This is a genomic window from Gillisia limnaea DSM 15749 (genome assembly GCF_000243235.1).
Classification (GTDB): domain Bacteria; phylum Bacteroidota; class Bacteroidia; order Flavobacteriales; family Flavobacteriaceae; genus Gillisia; species Gillisia limnaea.
In genome coordinates this window covers 1,640,659-1,659,286 of the sequence record NZ_JH594606.1, presented here as the reverse complement: position 1 = coordinate 1,659,286, position 18,628 = coordinate 1,640,659, and the positions used below count along the sequence as shown (strand labels likewise).

Here is an 18,628-nt window from a genome sequence, read left to right as displayed (position 1 = left end):
TTTCTGAAGAGGTGGTTAGAAGAGGTTGTTAAGAGAATAGTATCAGAAGAAAAATTATGAATTCATAATATCTTCAATTTCATCTGCTTCAATAGGGATATTTCGCATCAAGTTGAAAGGTTCTCCTTTTTCCTGAATAACCACATCATCTTCCAGCCTAATTCCAAAACCTTCGTCAGGCAGATAAATTCCCGGCTCCACGGTATATACCTGGTTTGCCAGCATTGGCTCGGTTAAAATTCCATAATCATGAGTATCCAGTCCTATATTGTGAGAAGTCCCGTGCATAAAGTATTTTTTATATGCTGGCCAGTCCGGATCTTCATTTTTAACAGCTGCTTTATCCAAAAGACCCAAACCAATCAATTCTAAAGTCATCAATTTTCCAACTTCTTTATGATACTCTGCCCAAATGGTTCCGGGAACCAACATTTTTGTGGCATCGTCTTTCACACGATTCACGGCATTATAGACTTCTTTTTGTCTTTTGCTAAACTTGCCGGAAACCGGAATAGTCCTGGACATATCGCTGGAGTAATTGGCGTATTCTGCACCGGCATCCAGCAAGATGAGATCACCTGCCTTACATTCCTGATTGTTCTCTACATAGTGTAATACATTGGCATTATTTCCACTTGCAATAATGGGAGTATAGGAAAATCCACGCGAGCGGTTATAAAGGAATTCGTGCATGAACTCTGCTTCTATCTGGTATTCCCATACGCCGGGTTTTACAAAATCAAGAATTCTTTTGAAGCCTTTCTCAGTGATATTACATGCTTTTTGCATCAATTCCAGTTCTATTGGATCTTTTACAGATCGCAATCTTTGGAGGATTGGGTTGCTTTTTGCTACTTGATGTGCAGGATATTGCTTTTTGCACCATTCAACAAACCTGGCTTCACGGGTTTGAGTTTGAATATTTGCCCGGTAATGTTCATTGGTGTTGAAATAGATAGTTTCACACTGGGTCATTATTTCAAAAAACACCTTTTCAAAATCTTTAATCCAGTATACAGCTTTGATCCCGCTGGTTTCAAAGGCCTTTTCTTTGGTAAGTTTTTCACCTTCCCAAACTGCAATATGCTCGTTGGTTTCGGTTAAAAAGAGAATTTCGCGATGTTTTTCCAGTGGTGCATCCGGAAAAAGCACTAGAATGCTTGCGTCCTGATCTACTCCACTTAAATAGAAAATATCCCTTGCCTGTTGAAAAGGCATTGTGCTGTCTGCACTTATAGGGTAAATATCATTGGAATTAAAAACAGCTAAACTTTTTGGCTTCATTTGAGCTGAAAAATTTTTACGGTTTTTTATGAACAGGGCACGGTCTATTAGATCGTATTTCATAGAATATTGATTTGAATTGTTTTTTCTTCAGAAATTGAAAACTGAAGCGATTTTATTTATTTTTTCAAAATTAAAGAAGCTAAAGGCAAAACCTGTTAAACTAACTTTAAAAGATTTTTGATTTCTTTAACGTTTCTGCTATTCATACAAATTCAACCTGTTTCTCAATTGCAGGTTTTCTGTTTGTAGTTTTTTCACCTGTTCCAGCAAATGCTTGATCGCTTCCAGTCCTTCCAGGTTAATGTCCAGTTCATAATGGAGCCTGTGCATTTTTTCAAATTCTGCTACCATATCAAAATGCACATATTCCTGATGTTTAATTGTTACAATCTCTATAAGTCCACTTTCAAAAAGTTGTCTTATAAAACTGTGCTCGACGTTAAATCGTATACAAAGTTCCTCTGTTGCTATTAGGTCATCTAAATTCATGAGCGTAATTTTTGCAGTTCTCTAAACAGTTCTTTTTCTTTTTCACTGAGGTTTGTAGGCATTTTGATTTGATACGTGATATACATATCGCCATATTGTCCTTCCTTTTTGTACTTCGGAAAGCCTTTCCCTTTCAACTTTATTTGCATTCCCGGTTGAGTTTCTGGTTTTACCTGGAGTTTTACCTTTCCCGTAAAGGTATCTACAGTTATTTCTCCCCCCAGTATTGCCTTATAAAAATCTACTTCTACGGTATTATATAGGCTTTCCTTCTCTCTTTTGAAATTGGTATTATTGATTATTTTAAAGGTGATGAGAAGGTCACCTTTTGGGCCGCCCTGGATTCCCGGGGCTCCGTGTCCTTTAATTCTAATGGTTTGTCCGTTTTCAACTCCCAGGGGAATTGTGAGCCTTATATTTTTTCCATTAATGGTAAGGGTTTGTTTCTGGCTTGTATAAACATCGGTTAAATTTAGCTGAAGTTCTGCATTGAAATCCTGTCCTTTATAGTGTGGGCTTCTGCCTGCGCCTCTGGTTCTTGCCCCTCCTCCAAACATTTGCTCAAAAAATTCGGAGAAAGTATCATCCTCAAAATTCCCGGAATATTGCTGACCTCCGCCAAATCCGCTTCCTGCGCGTTGTTGTCCTCGCTGTTGTTGTTTAGCCTGTTCAAATTGGTCGGCGTGTTGCCAGTCTTTACCGTATTGATCGTATTTTTTACGTTTTTCTGGATCGCTAAGTACTTCATTGGCTTCATTGATTTGTTGAAATTTGGCCTGGGCACTTTTATCGTTCGGGTTAAGGTCCGGATGATATTTCCGTGCAAGTTTGCGATAGGCTTTTTTGATATCTGGTACACTTGCCGATTTATCCAATTCTAATACTTTGTAATAATCTATAAATTCCATGTAGTCTTGATCAAGATATTGTTTCCTCTAATTTAAGGATTCCTAATCTTATCAGGTTATAAAATCGCTTTAAAATATTTTGTGTTGGGCTGTATTTGAAGCATTTCAAATAAACCAACTTTCTAAGCACATTTAATAGAAGATCCTGCAAAAAATAAAGTGGCAGATTAAACAACTTATAAACTACTTTAAATTAGGTCTAAATTATATTTAAAAGAAGCTTAAAGTTTGTTAAAAACTAATATGAGGCGTATTTTTGGCTCACTTTATTAAACATCATTAATTTATGGCAAAATCTGCGTTGTTAAAATCCTCTTTAGCAAAAAAATATTGGATGGCTCTCACGGGTCTTTTTCTTTGTACATTTCTGGTTGGTCATCTTCTGGGAAATCTGCAATTACTTCAGGCGGTAGGCCCTGAAGCAAAGGATCAGTTTAATGAATATGCATTGTTCATGACTTCCAACCCGTTGATTATGATTCTTTCTTATGTAACCTACATAAGTATTCTTTTTCATGCGATCGATGGTGTTTTATTGACCATTCGTAACCGAAAAGCGCGCCCCCACGGGTACGAAAGTTTTAAGCCTTCTACCAATTCAATGTGGGCTTCAAGAAATATGGGAATTTTGGGAACTGTAATTCTTGCCTTTATAATAGTGCATATGAATATGTTCTGGGCTAAGATGAAATTTGGCGGGCTTGATAATACAATTTACACCACAGAAAGTGGTGCCGAAGTAAAAGATCTTTATACCATCACTTTACAGGCATTTCAAGATCCTCAATATGGCCTAATCTGGGTAATTGCCTATGCAATTGCGATGCTGGCTGTAGCTTTTCACCTTTCTCACGGTTTTGCAAGCGGATTCCAGTCTTTAGGAGTAAATCATCCTAAGTACAATGGATTTATAAGAAAATTTGGGATGGGATTTGCCATACTAATTCCTTTGGCATTTGCAGTGATACCCTTTTACATACATTTTATTTTAGAAAATATTTAAGCTATGGGAATATTAGAATCAAAAGAACCAAAAGGCCCATTGGCAGATAAATGGACCAAACATAAAAACGAGATCAACCTTGTTAATCCCGCTAATAAAAGAAATATAGATGTTATTGTTGTTGGAACTGGTCTTGCCGGTGGTAGTGCCGCCGCAACTTTAGCAGAACTTGGCTATAATGTTAAAACATTTTGTTACCAGGATTCTCCAAGACGTGCTCACTCAATTGCAGCGCAGGGAGGAATAAATGCAGCAAAAAATTATCAGGGAGATGGAGATTCTGTCTATCGTTTGTTTTATGACACCGTAAAAGGGGGAGATTACCGTTCCCGTGAAGGAAATGTATACCGGCTTGCAGAGGTTTCAGGAAATATCATCGACCAATGCGTCGCACAGGGAGTTCCCTTTGCACGTGAATATGGAGGATTGCTTGATAACCGTTCTTTTGGAGGTGTTTTGGTGTCCAGGACTTTTTATGCAAAAGGTCAAACGGGACAACAACTTTTACTTGGAGCGTATTCTGCGATGAACCGCCAGATCAATCGTGGTAAGATAACTCCATTTAACCGTCATGAGATGATGGATCTTGTGATAGTAGATGGTAAAGCCCGTGGAATTATCGCCCGAAATTTGGTAACCGGAGAAATTGAAAAGCACAGTGCTCACGCAGTTGTGATCGCTTCAGGTGGGTACGGAAACGTATTTTTCCTTTCAACAAATGCAATGGGAAGCAATGTTACCGCTTCCTGGAAAATCCATAAAAAAGGAGCTTTTTTTGCAAATCCTTGTTTCACTCAAATTCACCCAACTTGTATTCCGGTTTCTGGAGATCATCAGTCTAAGCTGACATTGATGTCTGAATCCCTTCGGAATGACGGAAGGATATGGGTTCCAAAAAAGAAGGAAGATGCGGAAGCAATAAGGTCGGGAAAATTGAAACCTACCAATCTTAAAGAAGAAGACCGGGATTACTACCTGGAAAGAAGATATCCGGCATTTGGAAACCTTGTCCCTCGTGATGTAGCTTCCAGAGCCGCTAAAGAACGTTGTGACGCCGGTTACGGAGTTAATAAAACCGGAGAAGCAGTTTACCTTGACTTTAGCGCAGCTTTTATGCGTTACGGGAAAGAAGCTGCAAATACAGAGCATATAGAAAACCCATCCGATGAAAAAATAAGGGAATTGGGAGTTTCTGTGGTTGAAGCCAAATACGGAAACCTGTTCCAGATGTATGAAAAGATCGTAGATCAAAACCCTTATAAAACACCCATGATGATTTATCCTGCGGTACATTATACGATGGGCGGGATTTGGGTAGATTATAACCTGCAAACTACCATTCCGGGATGTTTTGCAACAGGAGAGGCAAATTTTTCTGATCACGGTGCAAACCGGTTGGGAGCTTCAGCCCTGATGCAAGGTTTGGCCGATGGATATTTTGTTCTTCCTTACACCATCGGAAATTATTTAGCCGATGATATTAGTACCGGTCCAATTTCTACTGATAGTCCGGAGTTTATTGAAGCAGAACGGAAAGTTCGTTCAGAAATAGAGAAACTTGTAAATAATAAGGGAACAAAATCTGTAGATTATTTCCATAAACGTCTTGGTAAAATTATGTGGGACAAAGTTGGAATGTCCCGTAATGTGCCAGATCTCGAAAAGGCAATTTCCGAAATTAAAGCTCTTAGGGAAGAATTCTGGAAAGAAGTGCGAGTTCCCGGAACCATGGATGAGATGAACGCAGAACTTGAAAAAGCAGGACGAGTTGCAGATTTCCTTGAATTAGGAGAACTTTTTGCCAAGGATGCACTTCACCGCAATGAGTCATGTGGAGGTCACTTCAGGGAAGAATATCAAACCGAGGAAGGCGAAGCACTAAGGGATGATGAAAACTTTATGTATGTGGCAGCCTGGGAATATACAGGGCAACCCGCAGATGCGATCCTGCATAAGGAAGAATTGAATTACGAAAATATCGAAGTAAAAACAAGAAGTTACAAGTAGGTTCCTGGTTAAGAGTTAAGAGTTAAGAGTAAGGAGTTATGGGGAGTTTAAATTCATTTGAGGAATTGGAATGTTGAAAAGCCTCGGGGGATTTAAGGAGATTTGTTTCCATTGAAATAATTTCTAAATTTCCAAATGAAGAGAAGTACGCATGAACTAGTCAGCTAAGGAGATGATCATCAAGATCAATTGGAGATGATATTGCTGAAGGATTTGGGAGATTTAAGCACAAGGAAAATATACAAGCCTGCAGGATTGCCCGGGGATCGCTTTGTGAAACTTTAAATCAAGTCTTGAACGCGAAAGATGAAAATTATATAAGTAAGGAAACTTGGGAGGAATTCAAATTAGAGTTTGAAACAACCACAACAATTTTAAATGGATACATTAATTATCTAAAGAAAGCAAAAACGGGGTGATGGATAGAGGTAATTTGATTTTGATCACTTAACCTATAACACATAACTCTTAACACATTTCACACATGAAGCTTACACTAAAAATATGGCGTCAAAAGAACGCCACTACAAAAGGAAAAATTCAAAACTATCAAATAGATGGGATAGACCCGGATATGTCATTTCTTGAAATGCTGGACGTTCTTAACGAACAGTTAATCAACAAGGAAGAGGAACCGGTGGGTTTTGATCACGATTGCCGTGAAGGAATTTGCGGATCCTGTAGTTTACAAATCAACGGAGAACCTCATGGTCCGGATCGTGGAGTCACCACCTGCCAGCTGCATATGCGAAAGTTCAAGGATGGAGACACTATTACAATAGAGCCGTTTAGGGCTGCCGCTTTTCCAGTGATAAAGGATTTAGTTGTAGACCGTAGTTCTTTTGACAGGATACAGCAGGCCGGAGGTTATATTTCTGTAAATACTTCAGGAAATACCCAGGATGCCAACGCGATTCCTATTGAAAAGGAAGATGCCGATGCTTCATTTTATGCTGCTACCTGCATAGGTTGTGGCGCATGCGTTGCTGCTTGTAAAAATGCAAGTGCGATGCTTTTCACAGCTGCTAAAGTAAGTCAGTTTGCTTTATTGCCACAAGGTGAGATAGAAGCAGACAGGCGTGTTCTTGCGATGGTGGAACAAATGGATAAGGAAGGTTTTGGAAACTGTACCAATACCGGTGCGTGCGAAATTGAATGTCCTAAAGGTATTTCCCTTGAAAACATCGCAAGGATGAACCGTGAATATTTGAAAGCCAGCGTGAAATAACATCAGCGTTGCTTTATAAAAATTTTAATCCCGAACTTTGTAGTTCGGGATTTTTTATAGATATTATTCTAAAACGCACCTATGTCCAACTTTCAACTTAGAACTTCCAAAATTCGAAATCAGAAAGACAGTATCTTTACTATTATGGGTCAGCTTGCTCATAAATATAATGCGACCGATCTTTCTCAGGGTTTTCCCAATTTTGAAACCGATGACTATTTGAAGGAACTTGTTACCAAAGCCATGAAAGCCGGTCACAACCAATATGCACCTATGGCAGGCGTGCTAAAACTCAGGGAGCGCATCGCTGAAAAGATTGAAAGTTTATACGGAAGAAAATATAATCCTGAAACTGAAGTCACAGTTACCAATGGCGCCACCCAGGCAATTTATTCTGCTATAACGGCTTTTGTTCAAAAAAATGATGAGGTGATCGTTTTTAAACCGGCTTATGACAGTTATGAGCCTACCATTAAATTAAATGGAGGTATTCCTGTTTTAATTCAGTTGAAGGGAGCGCAATTTACAATAGACTGGACCGAGGTAGCAAAGAAGATCACTTCCAGAACACGAATGATCATCATCAATACCCCGCATAATCCCAGCGGAACAGTTTTAAGTAAAGAAGATATGCTTCAGCTGGAAAGTTTGCTTAAAAACACCGATATAATACTTCTTAGCGATGAGGTATATGAACACCTTGTATTCGATGATAATAAGCATCATAGTGCTGCTATTTTTTCAGGACTTGCGGAAAGGGCGATTATTTGTGCTTCCTTCGGAAAAACATTTCATAATACAGGTTGGAAAACAGGCTACTGTGTGGCTCCTTCAGCATTGATGAAGGAGATTAGGAAAGTTCATCAATTCGCTGTTTTTTGTGTGAACCATCCTATGCAACATGCCTATGCCGAATACCTAAAAGATCCTCAACATTATTTACAGCTGGGGAGCTTCTATCAGGAAAAAAGGGACAAATTCCTAAAGTTGATGAAATCAACCAAATTCAGGGCGAAGGCATCTGCGGGAACCTATTTTCAGGTGATGGACTATTCAGAAATAACAAATGAAGGAGATGTTGAATTTTCAGAAAGGCTGATAAAAGAGTACAAGCTGGCGACTATTCCTATTTCGGTTTTCAACATAGATAATAAGGACAACCTTCAACTGAGGTTCTGTTTCGCCAAAACCGATGAAACCCTGGAAAAGGCTGCGGAAATCCTAAACGATATAAAATAGCTTAATAGCGCTGGCGTTTCAATCTCTGATTTACTAAACTGCGAACCACTTCGGTAGTTATTCCAAAAAGAACGTGTGCAAATAACTCATTTGCCTGCATTTTTAAGGGAACATCCGTAGGTTTAGGTTCTAATCCCATCATTGGCAGGGAAGTTTCGTGGGTTGAAAACCAGGTAGAAGCTCCTAAAATAACTCCATCGGTGATATTATAATCATCTTTATCCTTTTTCCCGTACCCATAGGCTGCCCCAAGACTTGCCCCAAATGGAAAACTTACCAACTGCTCTGCCAAAGCTTCATTTTGATGGCTTATAGGGGTGCCGGTGATCATGGTGGACAAATCATCTACTATTTTAATTTGTGCTGAACGTTGTTCTATTTTTCTAACAGGGAGATAATTTTCCACAAGACTTTTTACAGCTGTTCCCGCAAGACCGCCTAAAAATCCTGCAATTAGCCCCCGGGATGTACTTGAGGCAAATGTATTCTTCTGAAAAAATGCTGGTAAGTTCATAGTAATTTAATTTGAGTTAAAACTATTTATATTCCGGTTTTAAAACAACGATTTAACAAGTATTTAGGATGGAAGAATTTATTTTTTTAAATTTGAGAATGATTGAAAATTTAAAAATTGCGGTTCTTCAGGTTGATCTCGCCTGGGAGAATCCTTCGAAAAACAGGGAGTTATTTTCGGAAAAAATAGCTGCTATAAATCAGGAGGTAGATCTCATTATTTTACCGGAAATGTTTAGCACCGGTTTCTCCATGAATGCTGAAAATCTGGCTGAGGTCCATCTGGGTGAAACTTTTAAATGGATGCAAAATATTGCTTCCCAAAAGAAAAGCGCAGTTACCGGAAGCCTTATTATTAAGGACGATGGGAAGTTTTATAATCGATTGTATTTTGTATATCCCGATGGCACATTTAAAACCTATGACAAACGGCATACTTTTACGCTTGCCAGGGAAAATGAAACCTACGCTGCCGGAAAACAACGATTGACCCTGGAATATAAAGGCTGGAAGATTTGTCCGCTTATTTGTTATGATCTACGTTTCCCTGTTTGGGCAAGAAACACTGAAGATTATGATCTTTTAATTTATGTAGCCAATTGGCCGGAAACCAGGATCCATGCCTGGGATGTACTATTACAGGCGAGGGCAATAGAAAACATGTCTTTTTGTATAGGAGTAAACAGGACCGGAGTCGATGATAATAAGCATGTTTATAATGGCCACACAGCTGTATATGACTGTTTGGGAAAAGCGCTTTTTGAGAATGATAATCAATCTGAATTCACTCAAATTGTGAGCCTTGATAAATCACATCTTACTGAAACCCGCGAAAAATTAAAGTTTTTGCAGGACAGGGATACCTTTAGTTTAAAATAAAAGTTTGATTCACATCCCAATTTGGGCGTACATCAATTAAATCGGGGAAATAAATTATTTCTTCAGCTTTTATTTTCTTAAGGTAATTTCCTGTATCCCAAATCTTGTTTTCATTCCGGTCATAAATAACACGTATCAAATATTTTCCGGGAATTATAAGATCAAAGCTTATAGTGCTTTCTGAAATAGAATAGCGTTCATATTTAAGCACTCCTTTTTCATCTGTGAGTTGAACAATCAAAGGGAATTCTCTTACATTTTGAAGGTTGAGACGCACATTACCATAATCGGAAAAAGCTTTGGTTCGTATGCTCTTTTTGATGGTATCGTTCACAGAGTCAAAAAAGTCGGTTATTGCACCTGGCAACGCTGTGATTTGATAGGTTTCATTTTCGTTTTTATCAAATTTTAAACGAAGGCTATTCTCTAAGGTATTTATTTCTGAAATAAAAGGGACCGGTATGGAATCCTGACCTACAATACTTATAAGACCATCGTTTTTTTCTGAAATAGGAGTATTGGTTCTAAACAAAAAATCTTTACCAAAATCCAGATTTCCGGAAGGTTCTGAGCTTACAATAAGGGTGTCTTTTGGCATATCTGTAATTCTGGTAAGAAGGGTGTCTTTTCCCTTTGGCCCGGAAATAGCAAGAAGCAGACTGTCAATTTCAATTTTAGGTTTATACCAGAAATTAAGGCTGTCTTTATCGGTGATTTTTGTAATTCGGTATTCAAAATCATCGGAAACTGCACTTATAGGTTTAAAGCGTATGCTATCCAATTCAGATTTTCCCTTATAACCAATCAGCAATTTTTGCAGTCCTGTTTGTTTGGGTCTTTCTGCCTTAAAGTCCTGTATTTCTTTGAACAAAGTCAACGTATAAGAGGAATCGGTTGGAATTTTAATGGGATTTTCAATAAAGGCAATTTTCTCTCTTCCCGGATTATACTTATAATCGTTGTTTAGGTCCTGAACAGCCACCAATTGGTAAGTTCCTTCCTTTAAATTTGTGATTTCAAATGTTTTAAGACTATCAAGCGTATTGGTAATATACCTGGGTGGTTCATTTAAAACAAGGGAGTCTGTAAAGGATTCATCCACTTCATACAACATTACCGAGATAAAGGAAGGTGCTTCCTTTAATAAAGCGTCTTCAATTCTTCCCTGGACCGATAAAGAATCAATGTAATTTCCGGTGGAAAAAACATATTTAAAAAAAGGTAAAGGATTTCCCTCATTATTATCTGTCACACTTGTTCCAAAATTTATAACATAGGTTGTGTTTTCCTGTAAGGTGTCGTTTATTTTAATTCGTACATCCTTACTGGCAAATCCCAACGGGGTTATATCCGGTTTTGGAGACATAGGCGGGGAAATAATAATTTGTTCCTGGGCCTTTTCAAGCTTTATAAATTCATCAAAAACTATCTTTATCTCTTTGGAATCGAAATTTGTCGAGAAATTTTCTGGGGCAGCTCTCACAAATTTGGGAGGGATAGAATCTACTTTTCCTCCTGTTGGCGTGCCCTTTTTAGCACATTGCACTAAAAATAATGATATTAAGAGTAAGAATATTAGAGAAAAATACTTTTTCATGAAAATCCCAATTTTTAACAAAGAAACGATTAATTTTCATTTTGGTATCAGGCGATTGCCATAGAAGCAATGCTAATTTTGATACCTGGCGAATGTCGCAGAATATTGGAGCAGGCTTCCAGGGTAGCTCCGGTTGTGATAAGATCATCTACCAATAATATATGTTTGTAACTTATTTTCTCTGAATTTTCCAAAACAAAAGTTTCTTCTATATTACCCCATCGTGCCAGTCGAATTTTTATTGTTTGTGTTGAAGAATATGATTTTTTCAATAGGACCTGGTCCTCGTAAGGAATTTGGAGGGCTGCGGCAATTTCTTTTCCAAAACCTTCTACCTGATTAAATCCCCGGGACCTTAATTTTTTTTTGTGAAGCGGAACTGGAATTACCATGTCTATTTTCTTAAATTCGGAACTTTCTGCCAATTCTTTTCCCATCCATTTCCCAAGATAAACCCCAATTTCTTTCTGTCCTTTATATTTTAGCTGATGGATAAGCTTTTGCACCGTACCTTTCTTTCTAAAATGAAGCAAAGCTGTGGCATTTTCAACAAGTACACGTCCATAAAATACTTTTTTCACAGGATTTTCGTTTTGAAGGTGAAAATTGGTTACCGGAAGCTGATGAATACATTTTAAGCACAGTACCGTTTCACTTCTCATCAAGGAGCTATCGCAGATCTGGCAAAGCCTGGGGTAAAATAAATTGATAAAATCGTGAAACATATGTTAAGGAATTGTAATTTAGATGCTTTTACCAATAAATTTACAAACTAAATCTCTAAAATGATGACCGAACAGAAAAACAATACCGCCCTAAAGATTTTGACCGGTATTTTGGCCGTGGCTCTTGTGGCACTTGGAATTTATACCATAAAATTTTATAATGAAGAAAAAGAAAATAAGGCAATTCTGCAAAAGGAAAAAGCAGTAATTGAGGATGAACTCAACGACCTGATCGTTAAGTATGATGAAGCGATCGCTACGAATGAGGTGATGGATCAGGATCTGGTAAATGCCAGGGAACGTATTGTAGTGCTTTTAGATTCTGTGAAGGACTCCGAGGCAAACCTTGTACTTATTTCCAGATACAGAAGAGAAATTGGAACCCTTAAAAATGAAAAAGATCGTTTATTTAAAGTAGTAGACAGTTTGAGCAACCAAAACAGAATGCTATATTCAACTATAGACAGTACGCAAAATGTTTTGGCAGAAAGGACAAGGATGGCGGATTCTCTTTCTCAAACCAATCAAAATCTTTCCACCAAGGTCGATAAAGCTGCCCAGTTAAAAATAACGTCCCTTTTAGGGGAAGGAGTAATTGTTCGAAATAATGGGAAACTCGTTACAAACGATAAAACCGGAAGAATAGACCAGATTCGAACGTGCTTTACCATTACTGAAAATGCGCTTGCACAGGCAGGAGAAAGAGATATGTATATTCAGGTTTATAACCCAAGGAATGAATTGGTAGGCGATGAAATCGCAGTTCAACACGGAGGTGGAGTGATGGTTTACAGTGCACAATCCAGAATTTTTTATGAAAATGAAGAACTTGACGTGTGTGTTCTTTCAAAAACCAAACAAGAAAAACTTATTGAGGGAACTTATAAAGTATATGTTTATGCAGGGCCTGAACTAATAGGAACTTCCTCATTCAATTTGAGATAACTAATTAAAATTAAAAAATCAGGAACCGCCTTGAGCTTTATCAAGGCGGTTTTTTTATTTTTGCGCTATGGCAAAACAAGAAGATTTATTTAAGAATGTGATTTCCCATGCCAAAGAGTATGGGTATATTTTCGCATCCAGTGAGATTTATGATGGGCTAAGTGCTGTATACGACTACGGGCAAAATGGCGCAGAGTTGAAGAAAAACATCCGGGAATACTGGTGGAAGAGCATGGTGCAACTCAATCAAAACATCGTGGGAATAGATGCTTCTATTCTTATGCACCCAAAGACCTGGGTGGCATCCGGACACGTAGATGCTTTTAACGACCCATTGATAGATAATAAAGATTCCAAAAAACGCTACCGTGCAGATGTTTTGGTGGAAGATTTCGCTGAAAAACTGTTGCAAAAAGCACAAAAGGAGATCGACAAGGCGAAAAAACGCTTCGGAGATTCTTTTGATGAAGAGCAATTTGTTGCAACAAATGACCGGGTTGGAAAATACCTCACACAGCGTAAGGATATTTTAAAGCGTTTAGGAGATTCCCTTACACGTGAAGATTTAAAGGATGTGAAAGCTTTAATTGAAGAACTCGAAATAGCCGATCCGGAAACCGGGTCAAAAAACTGGACCGATGTGCGCCAGTTTAATCTTATGTTTGGCACCAAAATGGGAGCTTCGGCTGAGACTTCTTCAGATTTATATTTAAGACCGGAAACCGCCCAGGGTATTTTTGTAAACTTTTCAAATGTGCAAAAAACCGGAAGAATGAAAATTCCTTTCGGAATTGCTCAAACTGGAAAAGCCTTTAGAAATGAGATCGTAGCGCGCCAGTTTATTTTCAGAATGCGGGAATTTGAGCAAATGGAAATGCAATTTTTTGTACGACCCGGAGATGAAATGAAGTGGTATGAACACTGGAAAGAAGAACGAATTAAATGGCATTATTCCTTAAACCTTGGAGTGGAAAATTACCGTTTTCACGATCATGATAAGCTGGCTCATTATGCCAATGCCGCTGCCGATATAGAATTTGATTTCCCTTTTGGATTTAAAGAACTGGAAGGTATCCATTCCCGGACAGATTTTGATCTAAAAGCTCACGAAGAACATTCTGGTAAAAAATTGCGGTTTTTTGATCCGGAATTAAATGAAACCTATGTGCCTTACGTGATTGAAACTTCCATAGGTTTGGATAGGATGTTTTTGGCGGTTTTATCCTCTTCCTTAAAAGAAGAAACCTTAAAAGATGGTTCTTCCAGAACGGTGCTTAAACTTCCCGCAGTTCTGGCTCCAACCAAAGCTGCAATACTTCCGCTTGTTAAAAAGGATGGTTTACCGGAACTTGCCCGAACGATAATTGAAGAATTGCAATGGGATTTCAGGGTTCAATATGACGAAAAGGATGCTATAGGAAGAAGGTACAGAAGGCAGGATGCAGCTGGAACTCCGCTTTGTATAACGGTTGATCATGATTCCCTTGAAGATAATGAAGTAACAGTAAGATATAGGGACAGTATGGAGCAAAAAAGAGTGCCTATTTCAGAGCTTAAAAAGATCATCGAGGAAGAGGTGAATTTTAAGAAGTGGATTACGGGTTAGATTTTTTATAGTATTAATGTATTAAAAGAGGCAATTAAATAGTTAATTGCCTCTTTTAATTTTTATTAATTCCTTAATTTTAAACATTTATATCTAAAATTTTTGGTTTTTAAAAATATGATTCGATTTTACTCTCTTTTCACCGTATTTATTTTCTTTATTTCTTTGCAGGTTAATGCGCAGAAAAGAGAAATTTCAGGGCCAGTTTATATCGATTCAGCCCAGGCATTTCCTGTATCTTCAATTTCAAAACGAAAATTAATAGCTCCCTCAACAGAATATAAAATTGTAAACCCCAGGAATAGGGGAATCAATAAAGTGGTTCCTGGAAAGGGATTGCCTAAAACCACGGACGCTGCACTTCAGGAAAAGATGGGGGAAGTCCCGGGAAAAGCACCAATTTTTTCATTTGATGCAGTAACTTCCCGTTCCACGCCTACCGATCCTACAGGGGCTGCGGGTCCCAATCATTACGTAAACGGATGGAACTCTGCTTTTTCCATCTTTGATAAAAGTGGAAATCAAATTGTGCCTCCAGCCTCCCTTTCCAGTATTGGCGGTGAATTCACTAATGAAACCCTGGGAGATCCCATTATTTTGTACGATGAATTCGCCGACAGATTTTTGATCACCCAATTCAGCGAAACTCCTGAAAGTTTTTTGGTTGCCGTATCTCAAGGGCCGGATCCAGTAAATGATGGTTGGTATACCTATAGATTTCCTACAAATGGTGCCTTGCCGGATTATCCAAAAATTTCGGTTTGGAGTGATGGGTATTACGTGACCACTAATAAAAATTCTAATTCCGCAAGTACTAGTCAGGTGGTATATGTTTTTGAAAGAGACAGGATGCTAATAGGGGAAACTGCCAGGTTATTAGCATTTCCATTGGTAGGTATCAATACGAATGGTTTTTATAGTCCTGCAGGATTTCATGCCATGGGAGGGGAAATGCCTCCTTTGGGAAATTCACCAATAATTTATCTTCAGGATGATGCCTGGGCAGGAGTTTCGGAAGATCATTTAAAGATTTGGAACATTGACGTAAACTGGAATTTATTGACAAATTCTACTATTAGGGAATCCCAGGAACTGGGCGCAGCAAGCGGAGTTTCTCCATTTATTGCCACTTTTGACGGAGGTGCTTTTTCCAATCTTGCACAACCCAATCAGGCTCCGGAAATAGATGCCTTGCAGGCTACGATGATGTACATGACCCAGTATAGAAGATTTGCAAACCATAATTCTGTTGTGATGAATTTTGTGGTGGATATAAATCCAACCGCCGCAGAACATGCCGGAATAAGATGGTATGAACTAAGACAGGATAGGAATGGAGGCCCCTGGAGCGTTTATCAGGAAGGAACCTATGCTCCGGACAAAAGCGATAGATTTAGTGGAAGTATTGGAATGGATAGAGAAGGAAATATAGGTTTGGGATATACAGTTTTAGACGATAGTCCGGAAACACCAATATTTCCTTCGATACGGTATACAGGAAGATATTCTAATGATCCATTAGGAGAAATGACACTGGTTGAAGCAAGCATTGTTGAAGGTCTTAGTCCTAATCCTAACACCCGGTATGGGGACTATGCCCATTTGACGCTAGATCCTACAGATGGCGTTACCTTTTGGCACAATGGAGAATATTTTGATGGTGTAGATAGGAAAAACAGGGTGGGTGTTTTTAAGCTTGCTCCGGATTTTAATAATGATGTTGGAATAATCGCAATCCCAAATCCTGAAGATGCTACGCTTTCCGGTTCTGAATCTATAACTGTTACAATTCGAAATTTTGGAAGAAATACGCAATCCAATATTCCTGTAAGTTACACCATCAACGAAGGTCAAACCATAAACGAAGTATTTACAGGAAGTTTGCCTGGAACAAGCTCTGTAGATTATACATTTTCCGCTTCAGCAGATTTGGGAATTGTAGGACAGGCTTATGAGATTACTGCTTCCACAAATTTAGCAGACGATGACAATGAGGATAATGATGAATTTTCCGGAACTATTAGAAACCTTTTTCCCAATGATGTTGGGGTAACATCCATAGATGCACCTTCTACCGGTTTGGAATTAACTTCTTCTGAAGAAATAACAGTTACAATAGAAAATTTTGGGGGAGAACCACAATCCAACATTCCTGTTTCTTACCAAATTGAGAATAATAGAAGTGTAAATGAAACTTTTTCCGGAACGCTGCCGGTGGGAGAAAATGTGACATATACCTTTTCGCAAAGAGCCAATCTTTCTGTTTCTGGCCGATATAATATTTCTGCCGAAACCAATTTAACCGGAGACAGTCAACCCGAAAATGACGGAGTAGAAAAATCGGTAGCAAATTTAAACTGTATTCCTGAAGGATCCGATTGTACAAGTTTTGGAGACGGAATATTTTCTTTTGAATTGGAAGATATTCTCAACGAAAGAATTCCATGTACCACAGGATATGGTGATTTTATTGGGTCTTCAACAGATTTGGACAGATCTGAAGGAACTTTTACGGTAAGGGTGAAAACTTTATTTGATTCTCCGGAGGATAATGAGAAATTCTCTATGTGGATAGATCTAAATGATAACGGCGTTTTTGACGATGAAGAAAGATTGATTTCCAGCCAGGTTATTCCTACGGCAAGTACCTGGCATGAGTATGAATTCACACTGCCTGCCAATGCGCCTTTAGGGCTTCATTTACTAAGGATACGGGCAGGGGATGTCTCTTTTGATGGAGATCTTAATGATCCCTGTAGTGTTATGGATTATGGAACAACTCATGATTATAGTGTACGAATAACAGACAGCACCCTTAGCATTGATGACTTCCTTTTGAATGAAGCAAACCTTGTGATTTCAGATCAGGGGAATAGAATTTTCCGGGTATTTCTGGAGACAGAATTTGATGAAACCCTGCGGGTCACCATTCATAATTTATTAGGGCAGAAATTATTGGAAAATAAAGTGGAAAGTAACGGCCAGGGATATTTGTATGAATTTGATATGTCCTATGCTGCTACAGGGGTTTATTTGCTAAGAATTGGAACCAGGGAGGTTGGAATCGTAAAACGGTTTATCGTAAAATAGACGGAGTCGAAAGGAACCGGTTTCATTTGCCCAAAATAACCGCTTATAAAAACAATTCAAATTATTTAAACCACTCATGATTCCTTATTTTTGGAAAAGATGAAACATCCAATATCATTTTCACTAAGCCCAACGCGCACTCACAGTAGGGATTCTTCACTGCGTTTAGAATGACATACCCGGGTTATTTTGTCATTTTGAACGAGCTTTTGGGCGAGGAAGAATCCCGCGCACTTATTGGACGAATCATAATTGAAACATCCATGACAGCAAGCTGACACACAGTGGATGATTATAGGGACGTTTCATTAGATAAATAAAAACAATAAAATAAAAAGATGAAAATTATCTCCTACAATGTCAACGGCATAAGGGCTGCACTAAGAAAAGGTTTTATTGATTGGTTAACAGGCGCAAATCCCGACATTCTTTGCTTACAGGAAATAAAGGCAAATCCGGATCAATTTGATACCAAACCATTCGAGGATGCCGGTTATAAATATAATTACTGGTATCCCGCTCAAAAAAAAGGATATAGTGGAGTTGCAATCTTAAGCAAGCACGAACCCCTGAATGTGGAATTTGGTACAGGGATAGAATATATGGATTTTGAAGGCAGGACTCTAAGAGTCGATTTTGAAGGATTCTCGGTTATGAGCCTGTACCTTCCTTCAGGAACAAATATTAAGAGGCTAGAGCATAAGTTTCAGTTCATGGCCGACTTTCAGAAATATATAGACCAATTAAAACTACAAATCCCAAATTTGATCATTTCGGGGGATTATAATATTTGCCATCGGGCCATCGATATTCATGATCCTGTTCGGCTTAAAAACACTTCCGGATTTCTGCCGGTAGAACGAGCGTGGATAGAAGATTTTATGAATAGCGGATTTATAGATTCTTTCAGGCATTTAAATAAGGAATCAGATAATTATTCCTGGTGGAGTTACCGCGCTAATGCCCGCGAAAACAATAAAGGTTGGCGTATAGATTACAATTTAATATCGGAGCCTTTAAAAGAAAAACTCAAACGTGCCGTTATTCTATCAGAGGCAAGACATAGTGATCATTGTCCTGTATTAATTGAAATTCATTAAAGAAATATGAGG

At 38.4% G+C, this 18,628-nt stretch carries 16 protein-coding genes; 10 read left to right on the top strand and 6 right to left on the bottom strand.

The genetic code is table 11. The annotated features are described in order from the left end of the window. Window positions 1-54: 54 nt before the first annotated feature. The 3 genes from GILLI_RS09235 to GILLI_RS09225 form a co-directional block, all read right to left on the bottom strand. Window positions 55-1,347, bottom strand: coding sequence for an aminopeptidase P family protein (locus GILLI_RS09235; RefSeq protein ID WP_006988837.1), 1,293 nt, complete (start codon window positions 1,345-1,347; stop codon window positions 55-57). Between the two features lie 138 nt (window positions 1,348-1,485). Further along, window positions 1,486-1,776: a chaperone modulator CbpM gene (locus tag GILLI_RS09230; protein WP_006988836.1), complete on the bottom strand. Its 291-nt coding sequence runs from the start codon at window positions 1,774-1,776 to the stop codon at window positions 1,486-1,488. Beyond that, window positions 1,773-2,684 (bottom strand): DnaJ C-terminal domain-containing protein, encoded by a 912-nt coding sequence (locus GILLI_RS09225; protein WP_006988835.1) that lies wholly within the window; start codon window positions 2,682-2,684, stop codon window positions 1,773-1,775. Before GILLI_RS09225 ends, GILLI_RS09230 begins: the two co-directional genes overlap by 4 nt. 286 nt (window positions 2,685-2,970) lie before the next feature. Between GILLI_RS09225 and GILLI_RS09220 the strand changes: the two genes are divergently transcribed. The 5 genes from GILLI_RS09220 to GILLI_RS09205 all read left to right on the top strand — a co-directional run bounded on the left by GILLI_RS09220 (window position 2,971) and on the right by GILLI_RS09205 (window position 8,161). Next, window positions 2,971-3,687, top strand: coding sequence for a succinate dehydrogenase cytochrome b subunit (locus GILLI_RS09220; RefSeq protein WP_006988834.1), 717 nt, complete (start codon window positions 2,971-2,973; stop codon window positions 3,685-3,687). Between the two features lie 3 nt (window positions 3,688-3,690). Next, entirely contained in the window at window positions 3,691-5,694 is a 2,004-nt protein-coding gene (locus GILLI_RS09215) for a fumarate reductase/succinate dehydrogenase flavoprotein subunit (protein WP_006988833.1), read from the top strand. Window positions 5,695-5,882: 188 nt separating this feature from the next. Continuing rightward, window positions 5,883-6,113, top strand: coding sequence for a four helix bundle protein (locus GILLI_RS19245; protein ID WP_217179272.1), 231 nt, complete (start codon window positions 5,883-5,885; stop codon window positions 6,111-6,113). Between the two features lie 65 nt (window positions 6,114-6,178). Continuing rightward, window positions 6,179-6,922 (top strand): succinate dehydrogenase/fumarate reductase iron-sulfur subunit, encoded by a 744-nt coding sequence (locus tag GILLI_RS09210; RefSeq protein WP_006988832.1) that lies wholly within the window; start codon window positions 6,179-6,181, stop codon window positions 6,920-6,922. A gap of 81 nt (window positions 6,923-7,003) precedes the next feature. Continuing rightward, window positions 7,004-8,161 carry a methionine aminotransferase gene (locus GILLI_RS09205; RefSeq protein WP_006988831.1) on the top strand — a complete coding sequence of 386 codons (1,158 nt, stop codon included), beginning with the start codon at window positions 7,004-7,006 and terminating at the stop codon, window positions 8,159-8,161. Window position 8,162: 1 nt separating this feature from the next. Here GILLI_RS09205 and GILLI_RS09200 read toward each other — a convergent pair whose 3' ends face one another. Continuing rightward, entirely contained in the window at window positions 8,163-8,675 is a 513-nt protein-coding gene (locus GILLI_RS09200; protein WP_006988830.1) for a DUF1440 domain-containing protein, read from the bottom strand. A gap of 98 nt (window positions 8,676-8,773) precedes the next feature. On the opposite strand from GILLI_RS09200, the gene GILLI_RS09195 reads away from it, so the two are divergent. After that, a complete protein-coding gene (locus tag GILLI_RS09195) occupies window positions 8,774-9,553 on the top strand; it encodes an amidohydrolase (protein WP_040506939.1) in 780 nt (259 codons plus the stop codon). On the opposite strand, the gene GILLI_RS09190 is transcribed toward GILLI_RS09195, so the two are convergent. Beyond that, window positions 9,540-11,150 (bottom strand): Ig-like domain-containing domain, encoded by a 1,611-nt coding sequence (locus GILLI_RS09190; RefSeq protein WP_006988828.1) that lies wholly within the window; start codon window positions 11,148-11,150, stop codon window positions 9,540-9,542. The two genes, GILLI_RS09195 and GILLI_RS09190, sit on opposite strands and share 14 nt — an antisense overlap. A gap of 47 nt (window positions 11,151-11,197) precedes the next feature. Further along, window positions 11,198-11,731, bottom strand: coding sequence for a ComF family protein (locus tag GILLI_RS09185; protein ID WP_342633063.1), 534 nt, complete (start codon window positions 11,729-11,731; stop codon window positions 11,198-11,200). A gap of 204 nt (window positions 11,732-11,935) precedes the next feature. Here GILLI_RS09185 and GILLI_RS09180 point away from each other — a divergent pair, with 204 nt between their 5' ends. The 4 genes from GILLI_RS09180 (at window position 11,936) to GILLI_RS09165 (ending at window position 18,616) form a co-directional block, all read left to right on the top strand. Beyond that, window positions 11,936-12,820 carry a hypothetical protein gene (locus GILLI_RS09180; protein ID WP_156798660.1) on the top strand — a complete coding sequence of 295 codons (885 nt, stop codon included), beginning with the start codon at window positions 11,936-11,938 and terminating at the stop codon, window positions 12,818-12,820. Window positions 12,821-12,887: 67 nt separating this feature from the next. Continuing rightward, window positions 12,888-14,426, top strand: coding sequence for a glycine--tRNA ligase (locus GILLI_RS09175; protein WP_006988825.1), 1,539 nt, complete (start codon window positions 12,888-12,890; stop codon window positions 14,424-14,426). A gap of 117 nt (window positions 14,427-14,543) precedes the next feature. After that, complete coding sequence (locus GILLI_RS09170) at window positions 14,544-17,516, top strand: T9SS type A sorting domain-containing protein (protein ID WP_006988824.1); 2,973 nt, start codon at window positions 14,544-14,546, stop codon at window positions 17,514-17,516. A gap of 338 nt (window positions 17,517-17,854) precedes the next feature. Further along, window positions 17,855-18,616 carry an exodeoxyribonuclease III gene (locus GILLI_RS09165; protein WP_006988823.1) on the top strand — a complete coding sequence of 254 codons (762 nt, stop codon included), beginning with the start codon at window positions 17,855-17,857 and terminating at the stop codon, window positions 18,614-18,616. Window positions 18,617-18,628 lie beyond the last annotated feature (12 nt).

Coding starts and splice junctions, on each gene's coding strand:
- GILLI_RS09235 (WP_006988837.1), bottom strand. CDS start 1,347: ATGAAATACGATCTAATAGACCGTGCCCTGTTCATAAAAAACCGTAAA.
- GILLI_RS09230 (WP_006988836.1), bottom strand. CDS start 1,776: ATGAATTTAGATGACCTAATAGCAACAGAGGAACTTTGTATACGATTT.
- GILLI_RS09225 (WP_006988835.1), bottom strand. CDS start 2,684: ATGGAATTTATAGATTATTACAAAGTATTAGAATTGGATAAATCGGCA.
- GILLI_RS09220 (WP_006988834.1), top strand. CDS start 2,971: ATGGCAAAATCTGCGTTGTTAAAATCCTCTTTAGCAAAAAAATATTGG.
- GILLI_RS09215 (WP_006988833.1), top strand. CDS start 3,691: ATGGGAATATTAGAATCAAAAGAACCAAAAGGCCCATTGGCAGATAAA.
- GILLI_RS09210 (WP_006988832.1), top strand. CDS start 6,179: ATGAAGCTTACACTAAAAATATGGCGTCAAAAGAACGCCACTACAAAA.
- GILLI_RS09205 (WP_006988831.1), top strand. CDS start 7,004: ATGTCCAACTTTCAACTTAGAACTTCCAAAATTCGAAATCAGAAAGAC.
- GILLI_RS09200 (WP_006988830.1), bottom strand. CDS start 8,675: ATGAACTTACCAGCATTTTTTCAGAAGAATACATTTGCCTCAAGTACA.
- GILLI_RS09195 (WP_040506939.1), top strand. CDS start 8,774: ATGATTGAAAATTTAAAAATTGCGGTTCTTCAGGTTGATCTCGCCTGG.
- GILLI_RS09190 (WP_006988828.1), bottom strand. CDS start 11,150: ATGAAAAAGTATTTTTCTCTAATATTCTTACTCTTAATATCATTATTT.
- GILLI_RS09180 (WP_156798660.1), top strand. CDS start 11,936: ATGATGACCGAACAGAAAAACAATACCGCCCTAAAGATTTTGACCGGT.
- GILLI_RS09175 (WP_006988825.1), top strand. CDS start 12,888: ATGGCAAAACAAGAAGATTTATTTAAGAATGTGATTTCCCATGCCAAA.
- GILLI_RS09170 (WP_006988824.1), top strand. CDS start 14,544: ATGATTCGATTTTACTCTCTTTTCACCGTATTTATTTTCTTTATTTCT.
- GILLI_RS09165 (WP_006988823.1), top strand. CDS start 17,855: ATGAAAATTATCTCCTACAATGTCAACGGCATAAGGGCTGCACTAAGA.